The sequence below is a fragment of the Rhodococcus sp. UNC23MFCrub1.1 genome (assembly GCF_000686025.1).
In the GTDB taxonomy this organism is placed as follows: Bacteria; Actinomycetota; Actinomycetes; order Mycobacteriales; family Mycobacteriaceae; genus Rhodococcoides.
Genome location: NZ_JMLQ01000001.1, coordinates 214286 through 236052 on the forward strand (window position 1 = coordinate 214286; position 21767 = coordinate 236052).

Here is a 21767-nt window from a genome sequence, read left to right on the forward strand (position 1 = left end):
AGGCCCCCGTCTACTGTTGCGCCCATGGCAGCAGTGAACAAGGTGTTCGCCGCCAGGCTCGCGGGCCTCGTGGTGCTCGGACCCGACGGTGAGAGCATCGGCCGCGTCCGCGACATCGTCGTGACCGTGCGCGTCGGTCGCCAGCAACCCCGCGTCCTCGGCCTCGTGGTCGATCTGGCCACGAGGCGCAAGATCTTCGTTCCGATGCTGCGCGTGACGGCCGTCGAACCGACGTCGGTGACGCTGACCACCGGCAACGTCAGTATGCGCCGCTTCGTCCAGCGACCGGGCGAGGTACTGGCCCTGGCCCAGGTCCTGGACTCACGGGTGCGGACCGACGATCCGGACGCCGAGGATCTGCACGGCGTGGACTGCGTCGTCGTCGACCTCGGCATCGAGCAGACCCGCACGCGGGACTGGGTCATCGCGCGCGTCGCCGTGCGCCCCCACCGCACCCGGCTGGGTCGCCGCGGCAGCATCCACGTGCTCGACTGGCAGAACGTGCAGGGCCTCACCTGGTCCGATCTGTCCCTGCCGGGTCAGGGTGTGTCACAGCTTCTCGCCCAGTTCGAGGGACTCCGGCCCGCCGACGTGGCCGACGCGATCCGCGACCTCCCGGAGAAGCGGCGACTCGAGGTCGCCTTCGCCCTGGACGACCAGCGCCTCGCGGACGTCATCCAGGAGATGCCCGACGACGATCAGATCGACCTGGTGCAGGCGCTCGCCCCCGCCCGTGCCGCCGACGTGCTCGAGGCCATGGACCCCGACGATGCAGCCGACCTGCTCGGCGAGTTGCCGGAGCCGGAGGCCGAATCGCTGCTGCGCCTGATGGATCCGCAGGACTCCGAGCCGGTGCGACGTCTCCTCGAGCACTCCCCCGACACGGCGGGTGGTCTGATGACACCGGAACCGGTGGTGCTGAGCGCGTCCGCGACGGTCGCCGAGGCGCTCGCTCGTGCGCGCAACCCCGACCTCACGCCCGCCCTCGCGTCGCTGGTCTTCGTCGTGCGACCGCCGACGGCCACGCCCACGGGCCGCTACCTCGGCTGCGTCCATCTCCAGCAGTTGCTGCGCGAACCGCCGGCCAGTCTGGTCGGCGGCGTGATCGACACGACACTGTCGACGCTCTCCCCGGACGACAGTCTCGCCGCCGTCACGCGATACTTCGCGGCGTACAACCTGGTCTGCGGACCGGTCGTGGACGCCGAGGAGCATCTCATCGGCGCCGTGACCGTGGACGACGTCCTGGACCACCTTCTTCCCGACGACTGGCGCGAACAGGAGCACGTGGGACATGAGTGAGAAGTCGGCGGCGACCGCCAGACAGCGCCTCGACACTCCACGCGGATCCCGACGGTTCAAGCTCGACATCGACGTCGACTCGGTCGGCCGGACCGGCGAGAACGTCGCGCGATTCCTCGGTACGGGGCGATACCTGGCGATCCAGACGGGGATCGTCATCGTGTGGATCCTGCTCAACGTCTTCGCGGTGAGCCTGCAGTGGGACCCCTACCCCTTCATCCTGCTCAATCTGGCGTTCTCGACGCAGGCCGCCTACGCGGCCCCGCTGATCCTGCTCGCTCAGAACCGGCAGGACGACCGCGACCGGGTGTCGCTCGAGGAGGATCGCTCGCGCGCCGCGCAGACCAAGGCGGACACCGAGTTCCTCGCTCGTGAGCTCGCTGCGCTCCGGATCGCGGTCGGCGAGGTCGCCACGCGCGACTACCTCCGCCGCGAACTCGACGACCTGCGCGCGGCGCTGCTCGATCCCGCGCAGGCGGCGGCCGAGGAACAGAAGGCGCGCAAGAAGTCTCGCAAGAAGTCGGTCGACGAGGACTCCACCTCGTTCGCCGCCGCCCCTTCCGTCGAGGAAACAACTCGTTTCGACCACAGCGAGGACACGCGACGGTAACCTCGGTCACACTGCGCGTCGGGTCTCGGTGAGTGCGCAGCCGAGTGTTCGTGGGGGTTTGTCGTATGCGCGTCGGTCGAGACTCTCGACTCGGAGGTGCACTGAGTGCCTCGATTCTTCTTCTCAGCGCGGTCACGCTGGCCGCCGGCTCGGTGACGCCGAGTTCCGCGCACGGTTCCGTCGCGATGGCGGCCGCCGAATCGGTTGCGGCGCCCACACTCCCACCACGGGAGCGCGCTGTCGGCCTGGTCGAGCCCGCCGATCGGCAACCGGTCGCGTTCCGGTCCCCGAAACCAGCCGTCGCCGCGCCCGCGGGCGCCCCGGCCGCTGCTGCGGCGCCGCTGTCCGCCGTGCTCGTCGGCGCACTCGGCATTCCCGAACTCGTCCTGCAGGCCTACCGCTCCGCCGAGGCCCAGCTCGCCACCTCGACACCGGGCTGTCACCTGCCGTGGCACCTGCTCGCCGCCATCGGGCGCATCGAGTCCGGCCACGCCGGCGGCGGCCGCACCGATGCCGCCGGCACCACGATCACGTCCGTGCTGGGCCCGGTGCTCGACGGTCGATCGGCCGCGGACGCGGTCATCACCGACACCGACGGCGGCGCGCTCGACGGGGACGCGGGGCACGACCGTGCGGTCGGGCCGATGCAGTTCATCCCCGCCACCTGGGCCGGCTACGCCTCGGACGGCAACGGCGACGGTCGGAGCGATCCGAACAACGTCTTCGACGCGGCTCTCGCCGCGGGCAAGTACCTGTGCTCGGGCGGCCTGGACATGACGAATCCGGCGCAGGCGACCACCGCCGTCCTGCGCTACAACAACTCCGCCGCGTACACCGCCAACGTGCTGGCCTGGTCCGCCGCGTACTCCGGCGGCGGCACCCCTGTCGTCGGACGGATCGGCGAGGCGGCGCCCTCCCCCGCGGACGCGCTGGCCGTCGCCGCGGCGGCCGCCGCCGGTGGCGAGGTCACGGATCCCACGACCGCGGCCCCGACGACCACCGCCACGACCACCGCGATGCCGGACACCTCGCTCACTCCGGTGACACCGCCGCCGGCGTTCGGCATCCCCGGACTCCCGCCGCTCCCGGTCATCGAGCTCCCCACGATCCCGTGTCTCCTGTGCCCTCCTGCACCAGTGGCACCACCCGCCCCACCTGAGCAGGACACGTCCGTCACGACACCGTGACCGGTCGTGGCTCACATCACGGGCCGGTAACGGATCGGCAACGGATCAGGTAGCCTCGCTCCGACAGCAAAGGTCGGAAGCGCCCCGGAACGGGGCGGGAACAGTCGTCGCGGATCACGAGTCTCGCGGGGGCGAGGAGGTTGTGTATCCGTGGGTCGGCACCGCAAACGATCGTCTTCCACTCTGCGACGGAACACGGTCATCGCGCTGACCGGTCTGATCCCCGCGGGAGCGATCACCGTGGCCAGTGGCTACGGCGCCAGCGCCGACATCCCGTTCCTCCGCACGCACACCACGGCCAGCGAGTCCGCCCTCGAGCCCACCGACGTGGCCCCGGCGGTGGACGTCGCGCCCGCACCCACCACGCAGTCCGCGCCCGAGCCCGTGGCACCGCCGGCGCCGGAGCCCGCTCCCGCCCCCGCGCTGCCCGAGTCCCTCGCGGCCGGCCCGCTCGGCGTCCCGGGCATCAACGTCGCCGCCTACAAGAGCGCCGAGACCCTCCTGGCGCAGACCACCCCCGGTTGCTCGATGAACTGGGCCCTCCTCGCCGGTATCGGCCGGGTCGAGTCCACCCACGCGAACGACGGCAAGGCGGGTGCCGACGGAACGCTGTTCGAACCGATCCTCGGACCGGTCCTGGACGGCAGCCTCGCCGGCAACAACGTGATCATGGACACCGACGGCGGCGAGCTCGACGGCAACGCCACGTACGACCGCGCCGTGGGGCCGATGCAGTTCCTGCCGGCGACGTGGAAGCACTACGCCACGGACGGGAACGGGGACGGCAGGGCCGACCCGCAGAACCTGTTCGACAGCGCCGCCACCACCGGGAAGTACCTGTGCGACGGCGGCCTGAACATGGCGGATCCGATCCAGGCCACACAGGCGATCCTGCGCTACAACAACTCGATGGCCTACGTGGCCAACGTGGTCGCGTGGTCGGTCGCCTACTCCACCGGCATCGCCCCCTCCGAAGCGGACCTGCCCCGAATTCACTGACGCGGTACCGCATACCATGGAGAGATGCCCGTAGCCACCGAATCGGACGTTCGCAGCGCCCTCGCGCGCGTGAACGATCCCGAGATTCGCAAGCCCATCACCGAACTCGGCATGGTCAAGAGTGTCGCGCTCGGTAACGACGGATCCGTGGACGTCGGCATCTATCTGACCACCGCCGGGTGCCCGATGAAGACGGAGATCTCCGACCGGGTACGCAAGGCCGTGGCCGACGTCGCCGGTGTCGGTGAGATCCGCGTCGAGCTCGACGTCATGAACGACGAGCAGCGCACCGAACTGCGCAAGTCGTTGCGGGGAGATTCCGCCGAGCCGGTCATCCCGTTCGCTCAGCCCGGCTCCCTCACCCGCGTGTACGCGGTGGCGTCGGGGAAGGGCGGTGTCGGCAAGTCGTCCGTCACCGTCAACCTGGCCGCTGCGATGGCCGCCAAGGGACTGTCGGTGGGCGTCCTCGACGCCGACATCTACGGCCACTCGGTGCCCCGCATGCTCGGTACCGACGCTCGCCCCACACAGGTCGAGCGCATGATCATGCCGCCCGTGGCGCACGACGTGAAGATGATCTCGATCGCCCAGTTCACCCAGGGCAACACGCCCGTCGTCTGGCGCGGTCCCATGCTGCACCGCGCCCTGCAGCAGTTCCTCGCCGACGTGTTCTGGGGCGACCTGGACATCCTGCTGCTGGATCTGCCGCCGGGTACCGGCGACGTCGCCATCTCGGTCGCCCAGTTGATCCCCGGTGCCGAGATCCTCGTCGTGACCACTCCGCAGCAGGCCGCGGCCGAGGTCGCGGAACGTGCCGGCGCCATCGCCCTGCAGACGCGTCAGCGAGTCGTCGGGGTGGTGGAGAACATGTCGTGGCTCGAGCTGCCCGACGGATCGCGGATGGACATCTTCGGTTCCGGCGGCGGCCAGGCCGTGTCGGAGCGACTCACCACCGCGGTCGGCGCGAAGGTCCCGCTGCTGGGCCAGATCCCGCTCGACACCGCGGTGCGCGAGGGCGGCGACTCGGGCGTTCCGATCGTGCTCAGCGATCCGGAGTCGCCCGCGGCCAAGGCCATGATCGAGGTGGCCGAGAAGCTGTCGGTCCGTAGTCGCGGCCTCGCGGGCATGAGCCTGGGTATCGACACCACCCGGCACCTCTGACGGCCGGAAGGACCTAGGTCGCGTCGGGGTCGATCGGGGGACGGTCCCCGGTCGGCAACGGCGCCGACCCGCTGGACTTTGTCATGTTCGGCGTCCCGGACTGCGGGGTCGACGACTGTGTCCCGGACTGCGGCTTCTCGTCGAACTTCCCGGTGAAGATCGAGTCGTCGCCGTCGAGCAGGTGCTTGGTGATGACCGCGCGCGGGGTCATGCCGCGGAGCTGGTTCAGGTCGGCCAGGGGCTTGCGAAGATCGTCGAAGTCCGTCCCCAGCTCGTCCTTGAGCTGTTGGCTGGCGCCACTGGCGTAGTCACGGACCTGCCGGAGCGACCGGGTGGTCCACGTGATGGCCCCGGGCAGACGCTCGGGACCGAGGATGACGAGTGCGGCAACGAGAAGAACCATCATCTCGCCCCAGCCGATGTTCGAGAACACGTCTACACCTTACGCATCCGACACCGGAGTGACCGTCACGTCGACGGTCCGCCCCGAGCGGACGAGTTGCACCTGCACCGGCGTACCGATCTCCTGTTCCTGGACGGCGACCGTCAGCTCGTCGGCACCGGAGACGGTGCGGTCGCCGACGCGGACGATCACGTCGCCCTCCGCGATACCCGCCTGCTGAGCGGGGCCACCGGCGGTGACGTTGGCGATCTGCGCACCGCTGAGCGCGTCGTTGACGACGGACCGCGCGTTGACGCCGATGTCGGGATGATTCATCGCGCCGGTCCGGATGAGGGACTGCGCGACCTCGGTGACGTCGTCGATGGGGATGGCGAAGCCCAGTCCCACCGATCCCCCGCTCTCACTGCGGATCGCGGAGTTGATGCCGATGACGCGACCCTCGGCGTCGATCAGGGGACCGCCGGAGTTACCGGGGTTGATCGCCGCGTCGGTCTGGACCGCGTCGATGACGGCGTCGGTGTCCGTGCCCTCCCCGGACAGTCGCACGGGACGATCGAGCGCACTGACGATGCCGCGGGTGACCGTCTTGCTCAGTCCCAGTGGAGATCCGACGGCGACGACGTCGTCGCCGACCGCCACGTCCGACGAGCGGCCCAGTCGGGCGGCGCTGAGGTCCGCGACGTCCGTCTTCAGAACGGCCAGATCGGTCTTGGTGTCACGGCCGACGATCTGCGCGGGCACCTTGGTGCCGTCGGAGAACGTCACGTTGAGCGTCGCGCCCGGGTTGGTCGCAGCCATCGAGATGACGTGGTTGTTGGTGACGATGTAGCCGGCTCCGTCGATGACGACTCCCGAGCCGGTACCGGCGTTGCCGCCGAACGTCTCCTGGACCGACACCACGGACGGCAGGACGGCCTCGGCGACCCTGGCCACCTGGCCCTGCGGGAGTTCGCTGCCGCCTTGTTCCAGGGTCACGCGCGAGCTGGTCAGCGAGCCGCCCAGATCGGCCGCGACACTACCGACGACGCCGCCGAGCAGGCCGATGACCAGTGCGACACCCGCGAGCGAGGCGAGAGCGCCGGCGGAGACGCGGCGGCCGAACAGTACTTCCCGCGCACCCAGTCTCGTGCCGGGCGTCAGCGGCGCGGGTTCCGGTTCGTCGAGCGCGGGTGAGACCGTCGTGACAGCCGACGAGGGCACGCGCCACGGGTTCTGAGGTTCGGGTTCCTGCTCGACCTCGGGCGCCTCGGGCTCGCGCACCAGGGATTCGGCGACACCGGGCGGCCGACCGAAGGCCTCGGTGAGGACGGGATCGGGCGCCGCGACGCGGATCGACGAACTGTCCCGTCGCCGGGTCTGCGCGTCACCGAAGGAATCGCGGATGCCGTGGGGGCGACCGAACGCCCGCACCACGTGCGCGTCGATGGTGGGCCGGTAGAGCGGACGCGGAGGAAGCCGCGGCGCATCGTCGTCGGGTGCTCCCCCGTCCGCCGAAGAAGCCGTGGGGTCCGGTCGGTACTCGTCGGCTGGAGTCACCTCTGCACGCTACCGGCGCCGGAAACGTGACCCGACGACCGACCCCAGGCCATGACGCAGGCCGGAGCCGATGCCGGGTTCGGATCGGCCGGGCTCGGGAGACGTGCAGTGCGGGATCTGGTGCAGGAGACCCAGGAGCGAGGACGGCATGGACATCTCCGGCGAGCCCTGGAGGGCGACACGGGCCTGCTGCTGCGCCTGGACCTCGTCGGCACAGGAAGCGCATTCCGACACGTGCCGCGCGGCGCGCAGATAGGCGTTCATGCGCAGTTCGCCGTCGACGTAGGCGGCCACCGCCTCACTGGCGAGGTGGTCGGTGGGGCTGAACTGCCGAGGATCACGAAACCGAGTCATGCTGCCTCCACTTCATGCCGTGCCGATGTGCGGATCGTCCCGGGGTGAAACGCACGGCACCGGCCGGAAGTTCCCGGCCCGCATTCGTTCCCCACAGAACGGTACTCGCGTCGGCGGCTACTCGGCCGAGGTCAGCGACTCGCGGGTACGCCGACTGGCGGCGAGGTGGTCGCGCAGCGCCTGGCGGCCACGGTGGATACGGCTACGGACGGTGCCGAGCTTGACCCCCAGGGTCGCGCCGATCTCCTCGTAGGACAGACCCTCGATGTCGCACAGCACGATGGCTGCACGGAATTCGGGAGCGAGCGAGTCGAGCGCCGCCTGCAGATCCGGGTCGAGCCGGGCGTCGTGGTAGATCTGCTCGGGATCGGGGGTGTCGGACGGCACCCGGTCGTAATCCTCCGGCAGCGCCTCCATGCGGATGCGGTTGCGGCGACGCACCATGTCCAGGAACAGGTTCGTCGTGATGCGGTGCAACCAGCCCTCGAAGGTGCCGGGCTGGTAGTTCTGCAGCGAGCGGAACACGCGGATGAAGGTGTCCTGCGTGAGGTCCTCGGCATCCTGCGCGTTGCCGGACAGCCGGTAGGCGAGGCGGTAGACGCGGTCACCGTGCTCGCGGACGAGTTCGTCCCAGGACGGCATCGACGTCGCGTCTCCGGTCGCGTCGAACACCGCGGTGCCGGACAGCTCCTCGGGACCATCGACGGTCAGTTCGGACTCGGCGGCGGGGCGGGAGGTCGGGGACGTGAGGGCAGCGTGTTCGCGCGGGCTGGTGATCATGTGGATCGTTCAATCCTCCTACTCGGGCGATCATCGCGGCGTGGTGTCGACGTGCGATGTGGTGTTACCCGTGTTCGGCGCGACCGAAGCGTGAGGACGATCCGACGAACCCGCGTAAGGAAACTATGTCGCGGGCAGGTGTGCGACCCGTGTGAGAAGGCTGAGTGTGGGCTGAGAGTCTGGACGCGAGGAGTTCGTGGGCGGGTTAGGGTCCCTTCGTGACTGCCGACGCCGCCAAGATGCTGCACTACGCCGAAGCCTCCGTCGTGGAGGACGAGATCCTGCAGGCCGCGCGCGAGCGCGCCGTGGATCTGGGCGCCGCGCCGATACCGGCGTCCGTCGGTGCCGTGCTCAGCATGGTCGCGCAGTTGTCCGGAGCGCGCACGGTGGTGGAGGTCGGAACCGGCGCCGGTGTCAGCGGGCTGTGGCTGCTGGACGGGATGCGGCCCGACGGGGTCCTCACCACCATCGACACCGAACCGGAGCATCAGCGCGCCGCCAAGGAGGCGTTCCGTTCCGGCGGCATCGGGGCATCGCGGACCCGGTTGATCAACGGCCGCGCCCTCGACGTGCTCCCCCGCCTTGCCGACGCGTCCTACGACCTGGTGTTCGTCGACGCGACGCCGCGGGACCACGTCGGATTCGTGACGGAGGGCGTGCGGATGCTCCGCCCCGGTGGCGCCCTGATCCTGCACAACGCGTTGCTGGGTGGACGCGTCGCGGACGCCTCGTCTCGCGACGAGGCCACCGTCGCCGTCCGCGCGGCCGCCCGCGCCATCGCGGAGAACGACAGCCTGACAGCGGTCGTCCTTCCCCTCGGCGACGGCCTGCTGTGCGCCTCGCGCGTGCCGGAGTGACCTAGATCCAGACACCCTTGCCGACGGCGACCACGCCGTTGGCGCTCACGTTGAACCGCTCGCTGTCCCGCTCGCGGTCCACGCCGATGATCTCGCCGTCGTTCACCACCACGTTCTTGTCCAGGATGGCGTTGCGGACGACCGCATTACGACCGATGCGCACTCCGGGCATGATGACGCTGCCCTCCACGGTGGCGCCCGCGTCGATGATCACCGACGAGCTCAGCACCGAGTTGCGCACCGTCGCGCCGGACAGGATCGATCCCGCTCCGACGATCGACTCCTGAGCCAGACCGCCCTGCACGAACTTGGCGGGCGGCAGGTTGTCCGCGGCGCCTCGGATCGGCCACCGCTTGTTGTAGAGGTTGAAGATCGGGTGGACCGACACCAGGTCCATGTGCGCGTCGTAGAACGCGTCCAGGGTGCCGACGTCGCGCCAGTAGCCCTTGTCCCGCTCGGTCGCACCCGGGACGACGTTGTCCTTGAAGTCGTAGACCGATGCCTTCCCGGCCGCGACGAGCGCGGGAATGATGTTGCCGCCCATGTCGTGATCGGAATCAGAGTCCTCGGCGTCGGCACGGATGGCATCGACGAGCACCTTGGTGGTGAAGACGTAGTTGCCCATCGACGCGAACGTCATGGTGGGGTCGTCCGGCGTTCCGGGCGGGTCCGACGGCTTCTCGAGGAACTCGGTGATGTTGCCCGAGGCGTCGCTGTCGATGCAGCCGAATGCCGTTGCCTCGGCGCGCGGTACGCGGATGCCGGCCACCGTGACACCGGCACCGGAATCGATGTGCTGCTGCACCATCTGCTCGGGGTCCATGCGGTACACGTGGTCCGCACCGAACACGACGATGTACTCGGGATCCTCGTCGTACACGAGGTTCATGGACTGGAAGATGGCGTCGGCACTGCCGGTGTACCAGCGGGGGCCGAGCCGCTGCTGCGCGGGCACGGGGGTGATGTACTCACCCGCGAAACCCGACAGCCGCCAGGTCTGGGAGATGTGCCGGTCGAGCGAGTGCGACTTGTACTGGGTCAGAACGCACAACCGCAGATAGCCGGCGTTGACGAGATTGCTCAGCACGAAGTCGATCAGGCGGTACGCACCACCGAACGGGACCGCGGGCTTCGCGCGATCGGCTGTCATCGGATACAGGCGTTTGCCCTCACCTCCGGCGAGCACGATTCCGAGTACATGCGGCTGGGTCCTCACAACAGCCAACCTATCCGGTTGTGACGAGCAATCGCTACGTATAGGCCGAATGCACACCGACGCGTTACGTTCCTCTCATGCGAGTGGCGATGATGACGAAGGAATATCCCCCCGAGATCTACGGCGGCGCGGGCGTTCACGTGACGCAGCTGGTCGACCGTCTCCGCTCACTGTGCGAGGTCGACGTGCACTGCATCGGCGCGCCGCGCGAGACCGCCGTCGTGCACTCGCCGGACCCGGCCCTGGTCGACGCGAACCCGGCCTTGACCACGCTCTCCACGGGACTTCGGATGGCGAACGCCGCCGGCGGCGCCGACGTGGTGCACTCGCACACCTGGTACACCGGCCTCGCCGGCCACCTCGCGGCCGAGCTGTACGGGATCCCGCACGTGCTCACCGCGCACTCGCTGGAACCGCGCCGCCCCTGGAAGGCCGAGCAGCTGGGCGGCGGCTACCGCATCTCGTCGTGGTCCGAGCGCAACGCCATGGAGTACGCCGACGCCGTCGTCGCGGTCAGCGACGGCATGAAGGCCGACGTGCTGGACTGCTACCCACGCATCGATCCGGACCGAGTTCACGTGGTGCGCAACGGCATCGACACCGAGGTGTGGCACGCCGGCGGCCCCGCGGACGGCGCGCCGTCCGCGCTCGAGGCGATCGGCGTGCGCACCGACGCCCCCATCGTCGCGTTCGTCGGCCGCATCACCCGGCAGAAGGGCGTGGGGCACCTCATCGCCGCGGCCCACTCGTTCGATCCGTCCATTCAGCTGGTGCTGTGCGCGGGTGCGCCCGACACCCCGGAGATCGCGGTCGAGACCGAGCGCGCCGTCACCGCCCTGTCCGAGAGCCGCGGCAACGTGTTCTGGGTCCGCGAGATGCTGCCGACCGAGCAGATCCGCCAGATCCTCTCGGCGGCCGCCGTGTTCGTGTGCCCGTCGGTGTACGAGCCCCTCGGCATCGTCAACCTGGAGGCGATGGCCTGCGAGACGGCCGTCGTCGCGTCCGACGTGGGCGGCATCCCCGAGGTCGTGGCCGACGGCCGTACCGGGGCTCTCGTGCACTACGACGCCGCGGACACCGCCACGTTCGAGGCGGACCTGGCCGCCGCGGTCAACGACCTCGTCGCCGACGAGAGTCGAGCAGCGCGGCAGGGTGTCGCCGGTCGCGAGCGCGCCGTCGCCGAGTTCTCCTGGGAGTCGATCGCGCAGCAGACGATGGAGGTCTACGCCGCGGCCCGCGCGTAGACACCGAGGGTCACCGACACGGTGACCTCGCGCGCGGGCGGCATCTCGTCGACCCGCGCGCGCAGATCCGCCGCCGGGATGTGGCGCGCCGACGGCCCCATGCTCACGACGTCGACGATCTCGTCCCGCGTGAGCGTGGTCGAGTAGGTGATCGGGACCCGGCGCACCCGCTCGAACCGGCTGCCGAGCGTGTCGCCCAACCTCTGCGTCTTGTTCTCGTCCACCCGGACGAGACCCAGATCGTCGACCAACTCGACGAGATGGCGCTCGGTGGGGGTGAGCACCACCAGCACCCCGGCGGGTGCGAGCACGCGCGCGAGTTCCTCGGCGTTGCGCGGCGAGAACACCGACAGGGCCGCGTCGATCACGCCGGAGCGGACCGGGATGCTCTGCCAGACGTCGGCGACCACCGCGGAGGCCCGAGGGTGCGATCGTGCGGCGCGGCGCGCAGCCGCCTTGGACACGTCGAGACCGACGCCGACGGCATCGGGGACGCCCGCGTCCAGCACGCGGGCGAGGTAGTGCCCGGTGCCCACTCCGACGTCGAGCACGCGGCGCCGGTCCCCCACGGCGTCGGCCACGGCGTCCATCAGCGGGTCGTAGTGCCCGCGGTCGAGGAACTCGGCGCGCGCAGCGACCATCTCGGTGGAGTCGCCGACGATCTTGCCGCCGGACCCGGAGAGCAGGCTGACGTATCCCTGGCGCGCGACGTCGAACGTGTGCCCGCGGTCGCACAGCAGCGCGGCAGATCCCGAGTCCGGATCGTCGGCCTCGAGGTCCGACCCGCAGTGTGGGCACGCGAGCAGGGCCACCGCATCGTCGTTCACGGTTCCTCCGCTCGTCGTGGTGGGTCGCTCGTTCGGTCGGGACGAGAACAGCCCCACCGGTCAGGGTCGGCCGGTGGGGCTGTTCTCACGGTGATGACAGGAGTGGTGTCAGCTGGTGACGCCCTTGAGCTCGTCGCCCAGAGCGGCTGCCTCGTCGGGAGTCAGTTCGACGACCAAGCGTCCTCCGCCTTCGAGTGGAACCCTCATGACGATTCCTCGTCCCTCTTTGGTCGCCTCGAGCGGACCGTCCCCGGTCCGGGGCTTCATGGCCGCCATTCTCTGCTCCCTCCAGATCTGCGCTGCCCTGCATCGCGCGCTGCATCAATTCGGTCGCGCCTCGCCGGGGTCCGACGAGGCTCGTGCACTTATTGTTCCCTATCCTCCGGATCCGTGGGCAACGGACACCCTCGAACGAGCGGGACACGGGTGTGTATTAGCGCGCGGGAACCCAGCATCCGGCGAGGTGATCGTCGACCATTCCGGTCGCCTGCATCAGCGCGTACGCCGTGGTGGGGCCGACGAACGCGAAGCCGGACTTCTTGAGAGTGCGCGCGAGAGCGGTGGACTCGGGTGTCACCGCGGGAACGTCCTGCAGGCTCGTGGGGCGACCGCGGCGCGGCGGTGCGAACGACCACAGGAGCGCGTCGAGATCGAGGTCCTGATCGACGATGGCCCGCGCATTACGCACCGCCGCAACGATTTTCGCGCGGTTGCGGACGATCCCCGCGTCACCCATGAGGCGTTCGACGTCGTCGTCTCCCCACCGCGCGACGACGGTCGGATCGAAGTGCGCGAACGCCGCTCTAAAGGCGTCGCGCTTGCGCAGAATGGTGATCCACGAGAGTCCCGACTGGAACGCCTCGAGGGTGATCCGCTCGTAGAGCGCGTCGCGACCGTGGACGATGACGCCCCATTCCTCGTCGTGGTACCGGGCGTACAGCGGATCGGTCGTCGGGTCACCGGCCCAGAGGCAGCGGGCCCGTCCGTCCGAACCGATCCGGAGACCGGACTCAGACGTCGTCACCGGGCGCGTCCTCCACGACGGCTTCCGACGGCTCGGCCTCGCGCAGGCGTAGCCGCAAGCTGTCGATCTCGACCGCGAGTCGATCGAGGGCCCAGTCGACCTCGCGGGCGTCGTACCCCCGCAGCGTGAGGGAGAAGCGCAGCGCGCGCACGTCGCGCCCGGAGATGCCACGAGCGGGCAGCGCGGTGGCCGTGGTCCCCTCCGGCAACGGTTCCATCTCCTCCCCGCGGCCGAAGACGACGGACGCGAGGAAGAACAGGGCCGCGGCCACGACCGCGATCACGACGACGTACAGCAGGATCGTCACCATGACACGGATCCTGTCACGACGAGGCGACAGGATCCGCGGCGGTGGTGCGCCTCTGCCGGCCTGGACTTCTCAGCCCCCGGACTTCTCAGCCCCCCGACTTCTCGACTCCCGACTTGCCCGCCCACGGCCGCACCGTGCGCATGGGCGGCCGGTCGGCCAGCGAGACGTCGGTGATCGAGGGCACGAAGGTCTCCCCGTCGAGGACGAACTGCGTGAGACCGGCTCCCGAGTCGGCGATGCCGGCGCGCGCCAGCATGGTTCCGACGATCTGACGGCTCATGGCCCCCAGCTCCACGAGCGGCCGGTTGCGGTGACGCCGGACTCCGAGGTTCACCTGCCCGATCGCGTCCATGCCCAACCGGTCGTACGTGTCCATCAGCAGACCGATCTCCACGCCGTACCCGGGCGCGAAGGGCACCGAGGACAGCAGTTCGCGGGTGCCCGCGTACTCCCCACCCAGCGGCTGGATGACCCTTCCGAGCTCGGGACGCAGCGCGGCCAACAGCGGTCTGGCCACCAGTTCGGTCACGCGCCCACCACCGTGTGCTTCGGTCGACCCGCTCAGCGGCCGGCGGTAGTAGCCCTTGACCAGATGGATGCCGTCCCCCATGAGCAACGGCCCGAGGAGCTTGGGCACGAACTGCGGGTCGGGATCGATCAGGTCGGAGTCCACGAACGCGATGACGTCGCCCGTCGTGGCCGCGATCGCGCGCCACAACACCTCCCCCTTGCCGGGAGCGGGGGCGAGTTCGGGAACCGCCTCCTCCCGGGAGACGACGGTGGCACCGGCGGCCGTCGCACGCACGGCGGTCCGGTCGGTCGAACCGGAGTCCAGCACCACCAACTCGTCGACCAGTCGCCCGAGGAGCGGCGAGATGGTGTCGAGGACACCGGCGACGGTCTCCTCCTCGTTCAGTGCGGGAAGCACGACCGAGACGGTCCGGTCACCCTTCGCCGCCTCGAGCTCCTCGAGGGTCCAGGAGGGTGATTCCCAGCTGTTCTCGCGATCCCAGTCGGTCGCGGGGGTGAGCATGCCTGCGAGTGTCATGCCAGACCCCGTACCGTCCGGGCGGGAGCCCTGGTGCCTGCTATCGCTGCCACCATGTCGACCACCCGTCTCGTCGCTGCCACCTCGTGCACCCGGAACATCCGAGCACCCTGTGATGCCGTCAAAGCTGTCGCGGCCAATGTTCCCTCCAACCGTTCGGCAAGTCCTACACCCAGAGTCTCCCCGATGAAATCCTTGTTGCTCAGTGCCATCAGGACAGGCCATCCGGTGTTTACAAGACTGTCGATCCGACGCAACAGTTCGAGCCCGTGATAGGTGTTCTTGCCGAAATCGTGGGTCGGATCGATGATGATCCCGTCCGCTCGCACGCCCGCGGCCAGAGCGTTCTCGGCCGATCGAGTCACCTCGGAGAGCACGTCGGCGACCACGTCGGGGTAGCGAACGCGGTGCGGCCGGGTCCGGGGAACGGCTCCGCCGGTGTGCGAACAGACGATGCCGGCACCGACCTCGGCGGCGACGTGCACGAGCTCGGGGTCCGCGCCGGCCCATGTGTCGTTGATCAGATCGGCGCCCTCGGCGCACGCGAGCCGAGCGACCTCGGCCCGCCAGGTGTCCACGCTGATCACCAGATCCGGGTACGCGGCGCGGATGGCGGCGACGAACGGCACGACCCGTCGGGTCTCCTCGGCGGCGTCGACGGTGGCGCCGGGTCCGGCCTTCACACCGCCGATGTCGACGAGGTCGGCACCCTCGTCCACCGCACGGCGGACCGCGTCCATCGCGGCGTCGTCCTCGAACGTCGCACCGCGGTCGTAGAAGCTGTCGGGGGTGCGGTTGACGATGGCCATGACCAGCGCACGGTCGGTCACGACCGGTCTACCGCACAGGGTGTCGGCGGGGACGGACGTCTCGGGTGCGCTCACACCACCATGATGCCCGTCCCCGGGGGCCACCTCAGCCCTTGGGCAGCTTGCCGGCACCGACCTCGTCGACGTACTCGTCGTAGCTCTCGACGTAACCGCCGGACTTGCCCTTCAGGACGAACAGGTCGCCGTCCCCGTCGCCGTAGCCTACCTTGCGGAGCTCGACCTTCTTGCTCTTGAACGTGGACGTGGCCTCGAGCGAGTCCACGACGCGGATGAACAGCGGCACGGCGTAGCCGGGCAGGTTCTTGTAGGCGTGCTCGGCGAAGCTCGCGCCGTCGAAGCTCTTGTCGTGGCGCAGGGTCACCGCCGCCATGCCCGCCTTGCCGTCGGTACCGGGAACGTCGACACCGAAGACCACGGCCTGATCGACGTCGGGGTGCGAGTTGAGCGCGCCCTCCACCTGGGTGGTGGCGACGTTCTCGCCCTTCCACCGGAAGGTGTCGCCGAGACGGTCGACGAACGCCACGTGCCGGAAGCCCTGCTGACGCACCAGGTCTCCGGTGTCGAACCAGCAGTCGCCGTCCTTGAACCCGTCCTTGAGGAGCTTCTTGTTCGTGGCCTCCTCGTCGGAGTACCCGTCGAACGGCGCGCGGTCGGTGATCTTCGACAGCAGCAGGCCCACGCCGCCGGACCCCACCTTGCGCAGCCGACCGTTGTCGTCCCGCTTGGCCTTGCCCGTCTCGTCGTCGTACTCGACGACGGCGTACGGCAACGGGCAGAAGCCTGCGGTGCGGTCGATGTTGAAGGCGTTGATGAACGCGATGTTGCACTCGCTGGCGCCGTAGAACTCCGCCACGCGCTCGATGCCGAAGCGGGTGGTGAACTCCTCCCAGATCTCCGGGCGCAGCCCGTTGCCCACGATCAGCTTGATCGTGTTGTCGGAGTCCTGCGGGGTCTCGTCCTGCGTCAGCAGGTAGCGGCACAGCTCACCGATGTAGGTGAACGCGGTGGCCTCGTTCTCGCGGACGTCCTTCCAGAAGTTGGACACCGAGAACTGCTTGCCGATGGCGATGGTGGCGCCGGACGCCAGCACGGACGACAGGGACACCGTCAGCGCGTTGTTGTGATAGAGCGGGAGGCAGCAGTAGAGGACGTCGTTCTTGTCCAGACGCACGCCCATGCTGCCGAGACCGGACATGGACTTCATCCAGCGGAAGTGGCTCATCAGGCTGGCCTTGGGCATGCCCGTGGTGCCGGAGGTGAAGATGTAGAACGCCTTCTCCTTGGCCTGGACCTCGGCCGTGGTGGCAGGGTTCTCCGCGCTCGCCGACGCCGCCTTCTCGTCCAGCTCGTCCGCGTGCAGGATGACCTTCTCCGGGAGCGCCTCGTCGAGGGACTCGAGGGCCTCGACGCAGTCGCCGTCCACGACGAGGACGCGCGCGTCGAGGATGCCGAGACTGTGCTCGAGCACGTCGCCGCGCTGATTGAAGTTCAGCATTCCGGCCGTGGCGCCGAGCTTGACGGTGGCCAGGGCCACCAGCAGCGTGCGCATCGAGTTCTTGGCCAGCACACCGACGACGTCACCGCGCCGGACGCCGCGGTCGGTGAGCACGCTCGCGTACCGGTTCACCAGATCGTTGGCCTGGCCGTACGTGAGGGTGTCTCCCTCGAAACGTACGAACGGGTGGTCCGGCGTCTTCGCCGCGACGCGCTGGAAGATGTGGCCGATCGACTCCTTGTCGTCGGGCTTGCGCAGGAACCCGGGCACACCCCGGAGGACACTGGGCAGCGCCGCCGTCATCTTCGGAAGTGTGGCGGCGATGTCGAGCAATCCGACCTTGTGACGAGCCTCGGCACCCATGCTGTGGTTCCCTCCCCTGGCGAGCCGGCTGCGTCTCCGGCTGTGACGACGCTTACCTTACTGATTGGTAATGTTCACGGTGCGCGTGCCCTGCACGAGCCCACACGCCGTCAGAGCCGTGTCCACGTCCGCCGTGACGACCAGGCGATCGAGCGAGCGCTCGGAGACGAATCCCGTCCCGACGAGCGAGCGCATCCAGTCGAACAGCGGTGTGAAGTGGTTCACGGGATCCAAGACTACGACCGGTTTGTCGTGCATTCCCAGATATCCGGCGGTCCAGGTCTCGAACAGTTCCTCGAGCGTGCCGATCCCGCCCGGGAGCGTGATGAACGCGTCCGCCCGGTCGTCCATGATGCGTTTGCGCTCGCGCATCGTCTCGGTGACCACCAGCTCGTCGGCATCGATGTCCGCCACCTCGCGGTGCACCAGGGCCTGCGGGATGACTCCCACCGTGAATGCCCCCGCGGCGCGTGCGGCCGCCGCGACGGCGCCCATCATGGAGACGTTGCCGCCCCCGGACACCAACGTGCCGCCGCGACGTCCGATCTCGGTGCCCACGGCGGCGGCCAGATCGAGGTGATGCCGCTCCACCGGGCCGGACGCGCAGTAGACGCACACCGCGATCGACCCGGTCACTGCTCGGTCTCGCTCGCCCGCGACTCGGTCGCCGCGATCTCGGCCGCCCGGCTCTCGTCGACCCAGCGGACCACCTCCGCGACACTGTCCGTGCAGCGGATCAGCTCGAGATCCGCCTCGGACACCGTGCCGGCGGCCACCAGCGTGGTGCGGATCCAGTCGAGCAGCCCGCCCCAGAACTGCGTGCCGAACAGGATGATGGGGAACCGGGTGACCTTGCGGGTCTGCACCAGCGTGAGTGCCTCGAACAACTCGTCGAGCGTGCCGAATCCGCCCGGCATGCAGACGAAGGCCTGCGAGTACTTGACGAACATCGTCTTGCGGACGAAGAAGTAGCGGAAGTTGACGCCGAGGTCCACCCACTCGTTGAGCGACTGCTCGAAGGGCAGCTCGATACCGAGGCCGACCGAGAACCCGCCCGATTCGCAGGCCCCCTTGTTGGCGGCCTCCATCGCGCCCGGTCCCCCGCCCGTCACCACGGCGTAACCGGCGCCGGCCAACGCGGTGCCCAGCTCGACGCCGAGCGCGTACTCCGCGGACTCGCGCGACGTCCGTGCCGACCCGAACACCGTGACGGCCCGAGGCAGTTCCGCCAGTGCGCCGAAGCCCTCGACGAACTCGCTCTGGATCCGCAGCACCCGCCACGGATCGGTGTGCAGCCAGTCGGCGGAGCCCCGCGAGTCGAGGAGCCGCTGATCGGTGGTGGACCCACCGAACTCCCGTCGGTCCATGACGGGCCCGCGGTAATTCGTGGACCTCTCGCCGGCGTTCTCCCGGCTCTCGTGCGCTCCCATGACGGAGAGGCTAGTGGGCGTCGGTGGCGGTCAGATACCGGCGCAGGACGTCGGCGACATCGGTGATCTGCTGCACCGGTACACGCTCGTCGCGCTTGTGCGCGAGGTTGGGATCGCCGGGACCGTAGTTCACCGCCGGGATGCCCAGCGCGGAGAACCGGGAGACGTCGGTCCAGCCGTACTTGGCGCGGAACTCTCCCCCCGCCGCCGTGACCAGCGCCGCCGCCGCGGGTGCGGCCAGACCCGGCAGCGCGCCCGGAGACCTGTCGGTCACCTCGACGGTGAGATCGAGATGCTCCGCGTCGGTCGCCTCGCGCACGTGCTCGATCGCCTGCTCCACACTGCGGTCGGGGGCGAAGCGGAAGTTGACGTCGACGAATGCCTCGTCGGGGACCACGTTCCCGGCGACGCCGCCGCTGACACGGACCGCCTGCAGTCCCTCCCGGTACACGCAGCCGTCGATGTCCACGCTGCGCGGCATGTACGCGGCGAGCCGGTCGAACAGCGGGCCCAACTTGTGGATCGCGTTGTCCCCCAGCCACGATCGGGCCGAGTGGGCGCGCGTCCCCGTCGCGGTGAACCGCATGCGGAGCGTCCCCTGGCACCCCGCCTCGATGTAGCCACCCGACGGCTCACCGAGAATCGCGACATCTCCGCGCAGCCACTCGGGCATCTCCCGCTCGATGCGACCCAGACCGTTGGCCGACGCCTCGATCTCCTCGCAGTCGTAGAAGATCAGCGTCAGGTCCGCGGTGGGCTCCGCGACCGTCGCCGCCAGGTGCAGGAACACCGCGTCCCCCGACTTCATGTCGACGGTTCCGCATCCGTGGAGGACGTCGCCCTCGGCGTGCCCGCGCTCGCGACGACTCGGCACGTTGTCGGCGATGGGGACCGTGTCCAGGTGACCCGCGAGGATCACCCGCGTCGGGAGCCCCCGGTTCGTCCTGGCCAGCACGGCGTCGCCCGAGCGCACGATCTCGAATCCCGTGGTCTGCTCGCGCAGCGCCCGCTCCACCGCGTCGGCCAGCGTGGCCTCGTCTCGCGAGACGCTGGGAACGTCCACCAGCGCCGCCGTGAGGTCGACGGGATCGGCGTGCAGGTCCAGGGAGATCGGTGCGCTCACGCAGCCGACCTTACGTTCGCCCGGCCGTCCGGTCGTCCTCTAGGCTCGGTCCCCGTGACCACAGGAGCATCGGCAGTCGGCATCGCACACATCACCCCGTCGGGAACGGTGCTGGACACCTGGTTCCCCTCTCCCGAGCTCGCCGAGGTGGCCGACACCGGCACCGCGCGGCTCGACGCGGCGGACGTTCCCCCGGAACTGGCCGCGCTGGTCGGACACGACGACGCCCGCGACCTCGACATCGTCGCGGTGCGCACCACCATTTCCTCCCTCGACGACGCCCCGGTCGACGCGCACGACGTCTACCTGCGCCTGCACCTGCTCTCGCATCGCCTCGTCCGGCCGCACGGCCTCAACCTGGACGGCCAGTTCGGCCTGCTGTCCAACGTGGTGTGGACCAACCACGGCCCGGCGGCCGTCGACGGCTTCGAGGCGACGCGCGCCCGTCTCCGTGCACGGGGCGCCGTCACCGTCTTCAGTGTCGACAAGTTCCCGCGACTAGTCGACTACGTGCTCCCCACCGGTGTCCGCATCGGCGACGCCGGTCGCGTGCGCCTCGGCGCCCACCTCGCATCCGGCACGACGGTCATGCACGAGGGTTTCGTGAACTTCAATGCCGGCACGCTCGGCTCGTCCATGGTCGAGGGCCGCATCTCCGCCGGCGTCGTCGTCGACGACGGCTCCGACGTGGGCGGCGGCGCCTCGATCATGGGCACTCTGTCCGGCGGCGGCAAGGCCGTCATCTCGGTGGGACAGCGTTGCCTGCTCGGCGCCAACGCGGGCCTCGGCATCTCCCTCGGCGACGACTGCGTCGTCGAGGCGGGCCTCTACATCACTGCGGGCACCAAGGTCACCGGCCCGGACGGCACCGTCGTCAAGGCGGCCGATCTCAGTGGGCAGTCGAACATGCTCTTCCGTCGTAACTCCGTTTCCGGTGCCGTCGAGGTCGTGCCGTGGAAGGGTACGGGCGTCGAGCTCAACTCGATCCTGCACGCCAACGACTGAGCGATTCGGCGGCAGGCTGCGTCCGGGGGGACCGTGAGCCAGGAAGCGATACAGCAGGAACCGCGACTCGAGTCGGTGATCACCGACGATCTGGGTGACGCGGACGCCCACACGTGCGAGGGGCTGGTGCGCGGCGCATTCGGCGAGCGCTTCACCCCGCACGACTGGCAGCACGCCCTGGGCGGTACCCACGTGATCCTCCGCGACGGCGACCGCATCATCGGCCATGCCGCCGTGGTGCCGCGCCTTCTCCACCACGGCGGCGACGAGTTCGACGGCGGCTTCGTCGAGGCCGTCGCCCTGGACCCGGAGTTCCGGGGCACCGGGCTGGGTGCGCGGCTCATGGCCGCGATCGAGGAGCAGATCGAGTCGGACGACGTGGTCGGCGTGCTCAATTCCCTTCCCGACGCCGTCGGGTTCTACGAGCGGCGCGGTTGGGTGCTGTGGCGCGGACTGCTCGGCGGCATCGGCAACACGGAGGAGCCGACACCGCCCGACGAGGACGACGCCGTCATGGTGTTCCGTCCCGAGTCCCGTCTCGATCCGGACGGCACGCTGCTGGTCAACAATCGCGTCGGGTCGCGCTGGTAGTCCTGCCCTCCCGAACATGTGAATCACCGTTCCGTCCTTGACACCAGTGCGGAACGGGCGTTCACTTCTTGC

24 protein-coding genes are annotated in these 21767 nt (G+C 69.5%); 9 read left to right on the plus strand and 15 right to left on the minus strand.

The features are described 5' to 3' along the window. Positions 1-24 precede the first annotated feature (24 nt). The 5 genes from BR07_RS0100990 to BR07_RS0101010 all read left to right on the plus strand — a co-directional run bounded on the left by BR07_RS0100990 (position 25) and on the right by BR07_RS0101010 (position 5259). Positions 25-1302, plus strand: coding sequence for a magnesium transporter MgtE N-terminal domain-containing protein (locus BR07_RS0100990; RefSeq protein ID WP_027503853.1), 1278 nt, complete (start codon positions 25-27; stop codon positions 1300-1302). Then, complete coding sequence (locus BR07_RS22725) at positions 1295-1912, plus strand: DUF1003 domain-containing protein (RefSeq protein WP_081821023.1); 618 nt, start codon at positions 1295-1297, stop codon at positions 1910-1912. The genes BR07_RS0100990 and BR07_RS22725 overlap by 8 nt, the downstream gene beginning before the upstream one ends. A 65-nt stretch (positions 1913-1977) precedes the next feature. After that, complete coding sequence (locus BR07_RS22730) at positions 1978-3099, plus strand: lytic transglycosylase domain-containing protein (protein ID WP_051612923.1); 1122 nt, start codon at positions 1978-1980, stop codon at positions 3097-3099. Positions 3100-3249: 150 nt separating this feature from the next. Beyond that, the gene (locus BR07_RS0101005; RefSeq protein ID WP_027503854.1) at positions 3250-4098 is read left to right on the plus strand and encodes a lytic transglycosylase domain-containing protein; all 849 of its coding nucleotides are present in this window, start codon (positions 3250-3252) and stop codon (positions 4096-4098) included. 24 nt (positions 4099-4122) lie between these two features. Continuing rightward, positions 4123-5259 (plus strand): Mrp/NBP35 family ATP-binding protein, encoded by a 1137-nt coding sequence (locus BR07_RS0101010; protein ID WP_027503855.1) that lies wholly within the window; start codon positions 4123-4125, stop codon positions 5257-5259. Positions 5260-5272: 13 nt separating this feature from the next. On the opposite strand, the gene tatB is transcribed toward BR07_RS0101010, so the two are convergent. The 4 genes from tatB to sigE all read right to left on the minus strand — a co-directional run bounded on the left by tatB (position 5273) and on the right by sigE (position 8332). Continuing rightward, positions 5273-5692, minus strand: coding sequence for a Sec-independent protein translocase protein TatB (gene tatB, locus BR07_RS0101015; protein ID WP_027503856.1), 420 nt, complete (start codon positions 5690-5692; stop codon positions 5273-5275). A gap of 9 nt (positions 5693-5701) precedes the next feature. Continuing rightward, positions 5702-7198 (minus strand): trypsin-like peptidase domain-containing protein, encoded by a 1497-nt coding sequence (locus BR07_RS0101020; RefSeq protein WP_027503857.1) that lies wholly within the window; start codon positions 7196-7198, stop codon positions 5702-5704. 9 nt (positions 7199-7207) lie between these two features. Further along, the gene (locus BR07_RS22735; protein WP_056442598.1) at positions 7208-7552 is read right to left on the minus strand and encodes a hypothetical protein; all 345 of its coding nucleotides are present in this window, start codon (positions 7550-7552) and stop codon (positions 7208-7210) included. A 117-nt stretch (positions 7553-7669) separates the two neighbouring features. Beyond that, on the minus strand, positions 7670-8332 hold the full coding sequence (gene sigE, locus BR07_RS0101030) for an RNA polymerase sigma factor SigE (protein WP_027503858.1): 663 nt from the start codon (positions 8330-8332) through the stop codon (positions 7670-7672). A 239-nt stretch (positions 8333-8571) separates the two neighbouring features. Here sigE and BR07_RS0101035 point away from each other — a divergent pair, with 239 nt between their 5' ends. Next, the gene (locus tag BR07_RS0101035) at positions 8572-9189 is read left to right on the plus strand and encodes an O-methyltransferase (RefSeq protein WP_027503859.1); all 618 of its coding nucleotides are present in this window, start codon (positions 8572-8574) and stop codon (positions 9187-9189) included. 1 nt (position 9190) lies between these two features. On the opposite strand, the gene glgC is transcribed toward BR07_RS0101035, so the two are convergent. After that, positions 9191-10405, minus strand: a complete 1215-nt coding sequence (gene glgC / locus BR07_RS0101040; RefSeq protein ID WP_027503860.1) for a glucose-1-phosphate adenylyltransferase — start codon at positions 10403-10405, stop codon at positions 9191-9193. Between the two features lie 77 nt (positions 10406-10482). Here glgC and glgA point away from each other — a divergent pair, with 77 nt between their 5' ends. After that, the gene (glgA, locus tag BR07_RS0101045) at positions 10483-11649 is read left to right on the plus strand and encodes a glycogen synthase (protein WP_027503861.1); all 1167 of its coding nucleotides are present in this window, start codon (positions 10483-10485) and stop codon (positions 11647-11649) included. On the opposite strand, the gene BR07_RS0101050 is transcribed toward glgA, so the two are convergent. The 10 genes from BR07_RS0101050 to dapE all read right to left on the minus strand — a co-directional run bounded on the left by BR07_RS0101050 (position 11628) and on the right by dapE (position 20099). Further along, the gene (locus BR07_RS0101050; RefSeq protein WP_027503862.1) at positions 11628-12476 is read right to left on the minus strand and encodes a methyltransferase domain-containing protein; all 849 of its coding nucleotides are present in this window, start codon (positions 12474-12476) and stop codon (positions 11628-11630) included. The genes glgA and BR07_RS0101050 overlap by 22 nt on opposite strands. A gap of 108 nt (positions 12477-12584) precedes the next feature. Then, complete coding sequence (locus BR07_RS26485; protein WP_003406247.1) at positions 12585-12752, minus strand: DUF3117 domain-containing protein; 168 nt, start codon at positions 12750-12752, stop codon at positions 12585-12587. A 157-nt stretch (positions 12753-12909) separates the two neighbouring features. Beyond that, on the minus strand, positions 12910-13473 hold the full coding sequence (locus BR07_RS0101060; protein ID WP_027503863.1) for a DNA-3-methyladenine glycosylase I: 564 nt from the start codon (positions 13471-13473) through the stop codon (positions 12910-12912). Positions 13474-13486: 13 nt separating this feature from the next. Beyond that, positions 13487-13810 carry a DivIVA domain-containing protein gene (locus BR07_RS22740; RefSeq protein WP_037183846.1) on the minus strand — a complete coding sequence of 108 codons (324 nt, stop codon included), beginning with the start codon at positions 13808-13810 and terminating at the stop codon, positions 13487-13489. Between the two features lie 85 nt (positions 13811-13895). Continuing rightward, complete coding sequence (locus BR07_RS22745) at positions 13896-14843, minus strand: glucosyl-3-phosphoglycerate synthase (RefSeq protein WP_051613039.1); 948 nt, start codon at positions 14841-14843, stop codon at positions 13896-13898. A gap of 11 nt (positions 14844-14854) precedes the next feature. Beyond that, positions 14855-15667: a dihydropteroate synthase gene (folP, locus tag BR07_RS0101075; RefSeq protein ID WP_081821090.1), complete on the minus strand. Its 813-nt coding sequence runs from the start codon at positions 15665-15667 to the stop codon at positions 14855-14857. Positions 15668-15773: 106 nt separating this feature from the next. Further along, positions 15774-17546: a long-chain-acyl-CoA synthetase gene (locus BR07_RS0101080; RefSeq protein WP_027503865.1), complete on the minus strand. Its 1773-nt coding sequence runs from the start codon at positions 17544-17546 to the stop codon at positions 15774-15776. A 57-nt stretch (positions 17547-17603) separates the two neighbouring features. Continuing rightward, complete coding sequence (locus tag BR07_RS22750; RefSeq protein WP_051612924.1) at positions 17604-18182, minus strand: TIGR00730 family Rossman fold protein; 579 nt, start codon at positions 18180-18182, stop codon at positions 17604-17606. After that, entirely contained in the window at positions 18179-18976 is a 798-nt protein-coding gene (locus BR07_RS0101090) for a TIGR00730 family Rossman fold protein (RefSeq protein WP_027503866.1), read from the minus strand. Before BR07_RS0101090 ends, BR07_RS22750 begins: the two co-directional genes overlap by 4 nt. Positions 18977-18986: 10 nt before the next feature. Then, positions 18987-20099, minus strand: a complete 1113-nt coding sequence (dapE, locus tag BR07_RS0101095; protein ID WP_027503867.1) for a succinyl-diaminopimelate desuccinylase — start codon at positions 20097-20099, stop codon at positions 18987-18989. A 54-nt stretch (positions 20100-20153) separates the two neighbouring features. On the opposite strand from dapE, the gene dapD reads away from it, so the two are divergent. Then, on the plus strand, positions 20154-21104 hold the full coding sequence (gene dapD, locus BR07_RS0101100; RefSeq protein ID WP_081821024.1) for a 2,3,4,5-tetrahydropyridine-2,6-dicarboxylate N-succinyltransferase: 951 nt from the start codon (positions 20154-20156) through the stop codon (positions 21102-21104). A 33-nt stretch (positions 21105-21137) separates the two neighbouring features. Further along, positions 21138-21695, plus strand: a complete 558-nt coding sequence (locus BR07_RS22755; protein WP_051612925.1) for a GNAT family N-acetyltransferase — start codon at positions 21138-21140, stop codon at positions 21693-21695. The last annotated feature ends 72 nt before the right edge of the window (positions 21696-21767 follow it).

Bases quoted from the DNA above. Each gene is read 5' to 3' on its own strand.
- BR07_RS0100990 (WP_027503853.1), top strand. From the start codon at position 25: ATGGCAGCAGTGAACAAGGTGTTCGCCGCCAGGCTCGCGGGCCTCGTG.
- BR07_RS22725 (WP_081821023.1), top strand. From the start codon at position 1,295: ATGAGTGAGAAGTCGGCGGCGACCGCCAGACAGCGCCTCGACACTCCA.
- BR07_RS22730 (WP_051612923.1), top strand. From the start codon at position 1,978: ATGCGCGTCGGTCGAGACTCTCGACTCGGAGGTGCACTGAGTGCCTCG.
- BR07_RS0101010 (WP_027503855.1), top strand. From the start codon at position 4,123: ATGCCCGTAGCCACCGAATCGGACGTTCGCAGCGCCCTCGCGCGCGTG.
- BR07_RS22735 (WP_056442598.1), bottom strand. From the start codon at position 7,552: ATGACTCGGTTTCGTGATCCTCGGCAGTTCAGCCCCACCGACCACCTC.
- sigE (WP_027503858.1), bottom strand. From the start codon at position 8,332: ATGATCACCAGCCCGCGCGAACACGCTGCCCTCACGTCCCCGACCTCC.
- BR07_RS0101035 (WP_027503859.1), top strand. From the start codon at position 8,572: ATGCTGCACTACGCCGAAGCCTCCGTCGTGGAGGACGAGATCCTGCAG.
- glgA (WP_027503861.1), top strand. From the start codon at position 10,483: ATGCGAGTGGCGATGATGACGAAGGAATATCCCCCCGAGATCTACGGC.
- BR07_RS26485 (WP_003406247.1), bottom strand. From the start codon at position 12,752: ATGGCGGCCATGAAGCCCCGGACCGGGGACGGTCCGCTCGAGGCGACC.
- BR07_RS22740 (WP_037183846.1), bottom strand. From the start codon at position 13,810: ATGGTGACGATCCTGCTGTACGTCGTCGTGATCGCGGTCGTGGCCGCG.
- BR07_RS22745 (WP_051613039.1), bottom strand. From the start codon at position 14,843: ATGCTCACCCCCGCGACCGACTGGGATCGCGAGAACAGCTGGGAATCA.
- folP (WP_081821090.1), bottom strand. From the start codon at position 15,667: ATGGCCATCGTCAACCGCACCCCCGACAGCTTCTACGACCGCGGTGCG.
- BR07_RS0101080 (WP_027503865.1), bottom strand. From the start codon at position 17,546: ATGGGTGCCGAGGCTCGTCACAAGGTCGGATTGCTCGACATCGCCGCC.
- BR07_RS0101090 (WP_027503866.1), bottom strand. From the start codon at position 18,976: ATGGGAGCGCACGAGAGCCGGGAGAACGCCGGCGAGAGGTCCACGAAT.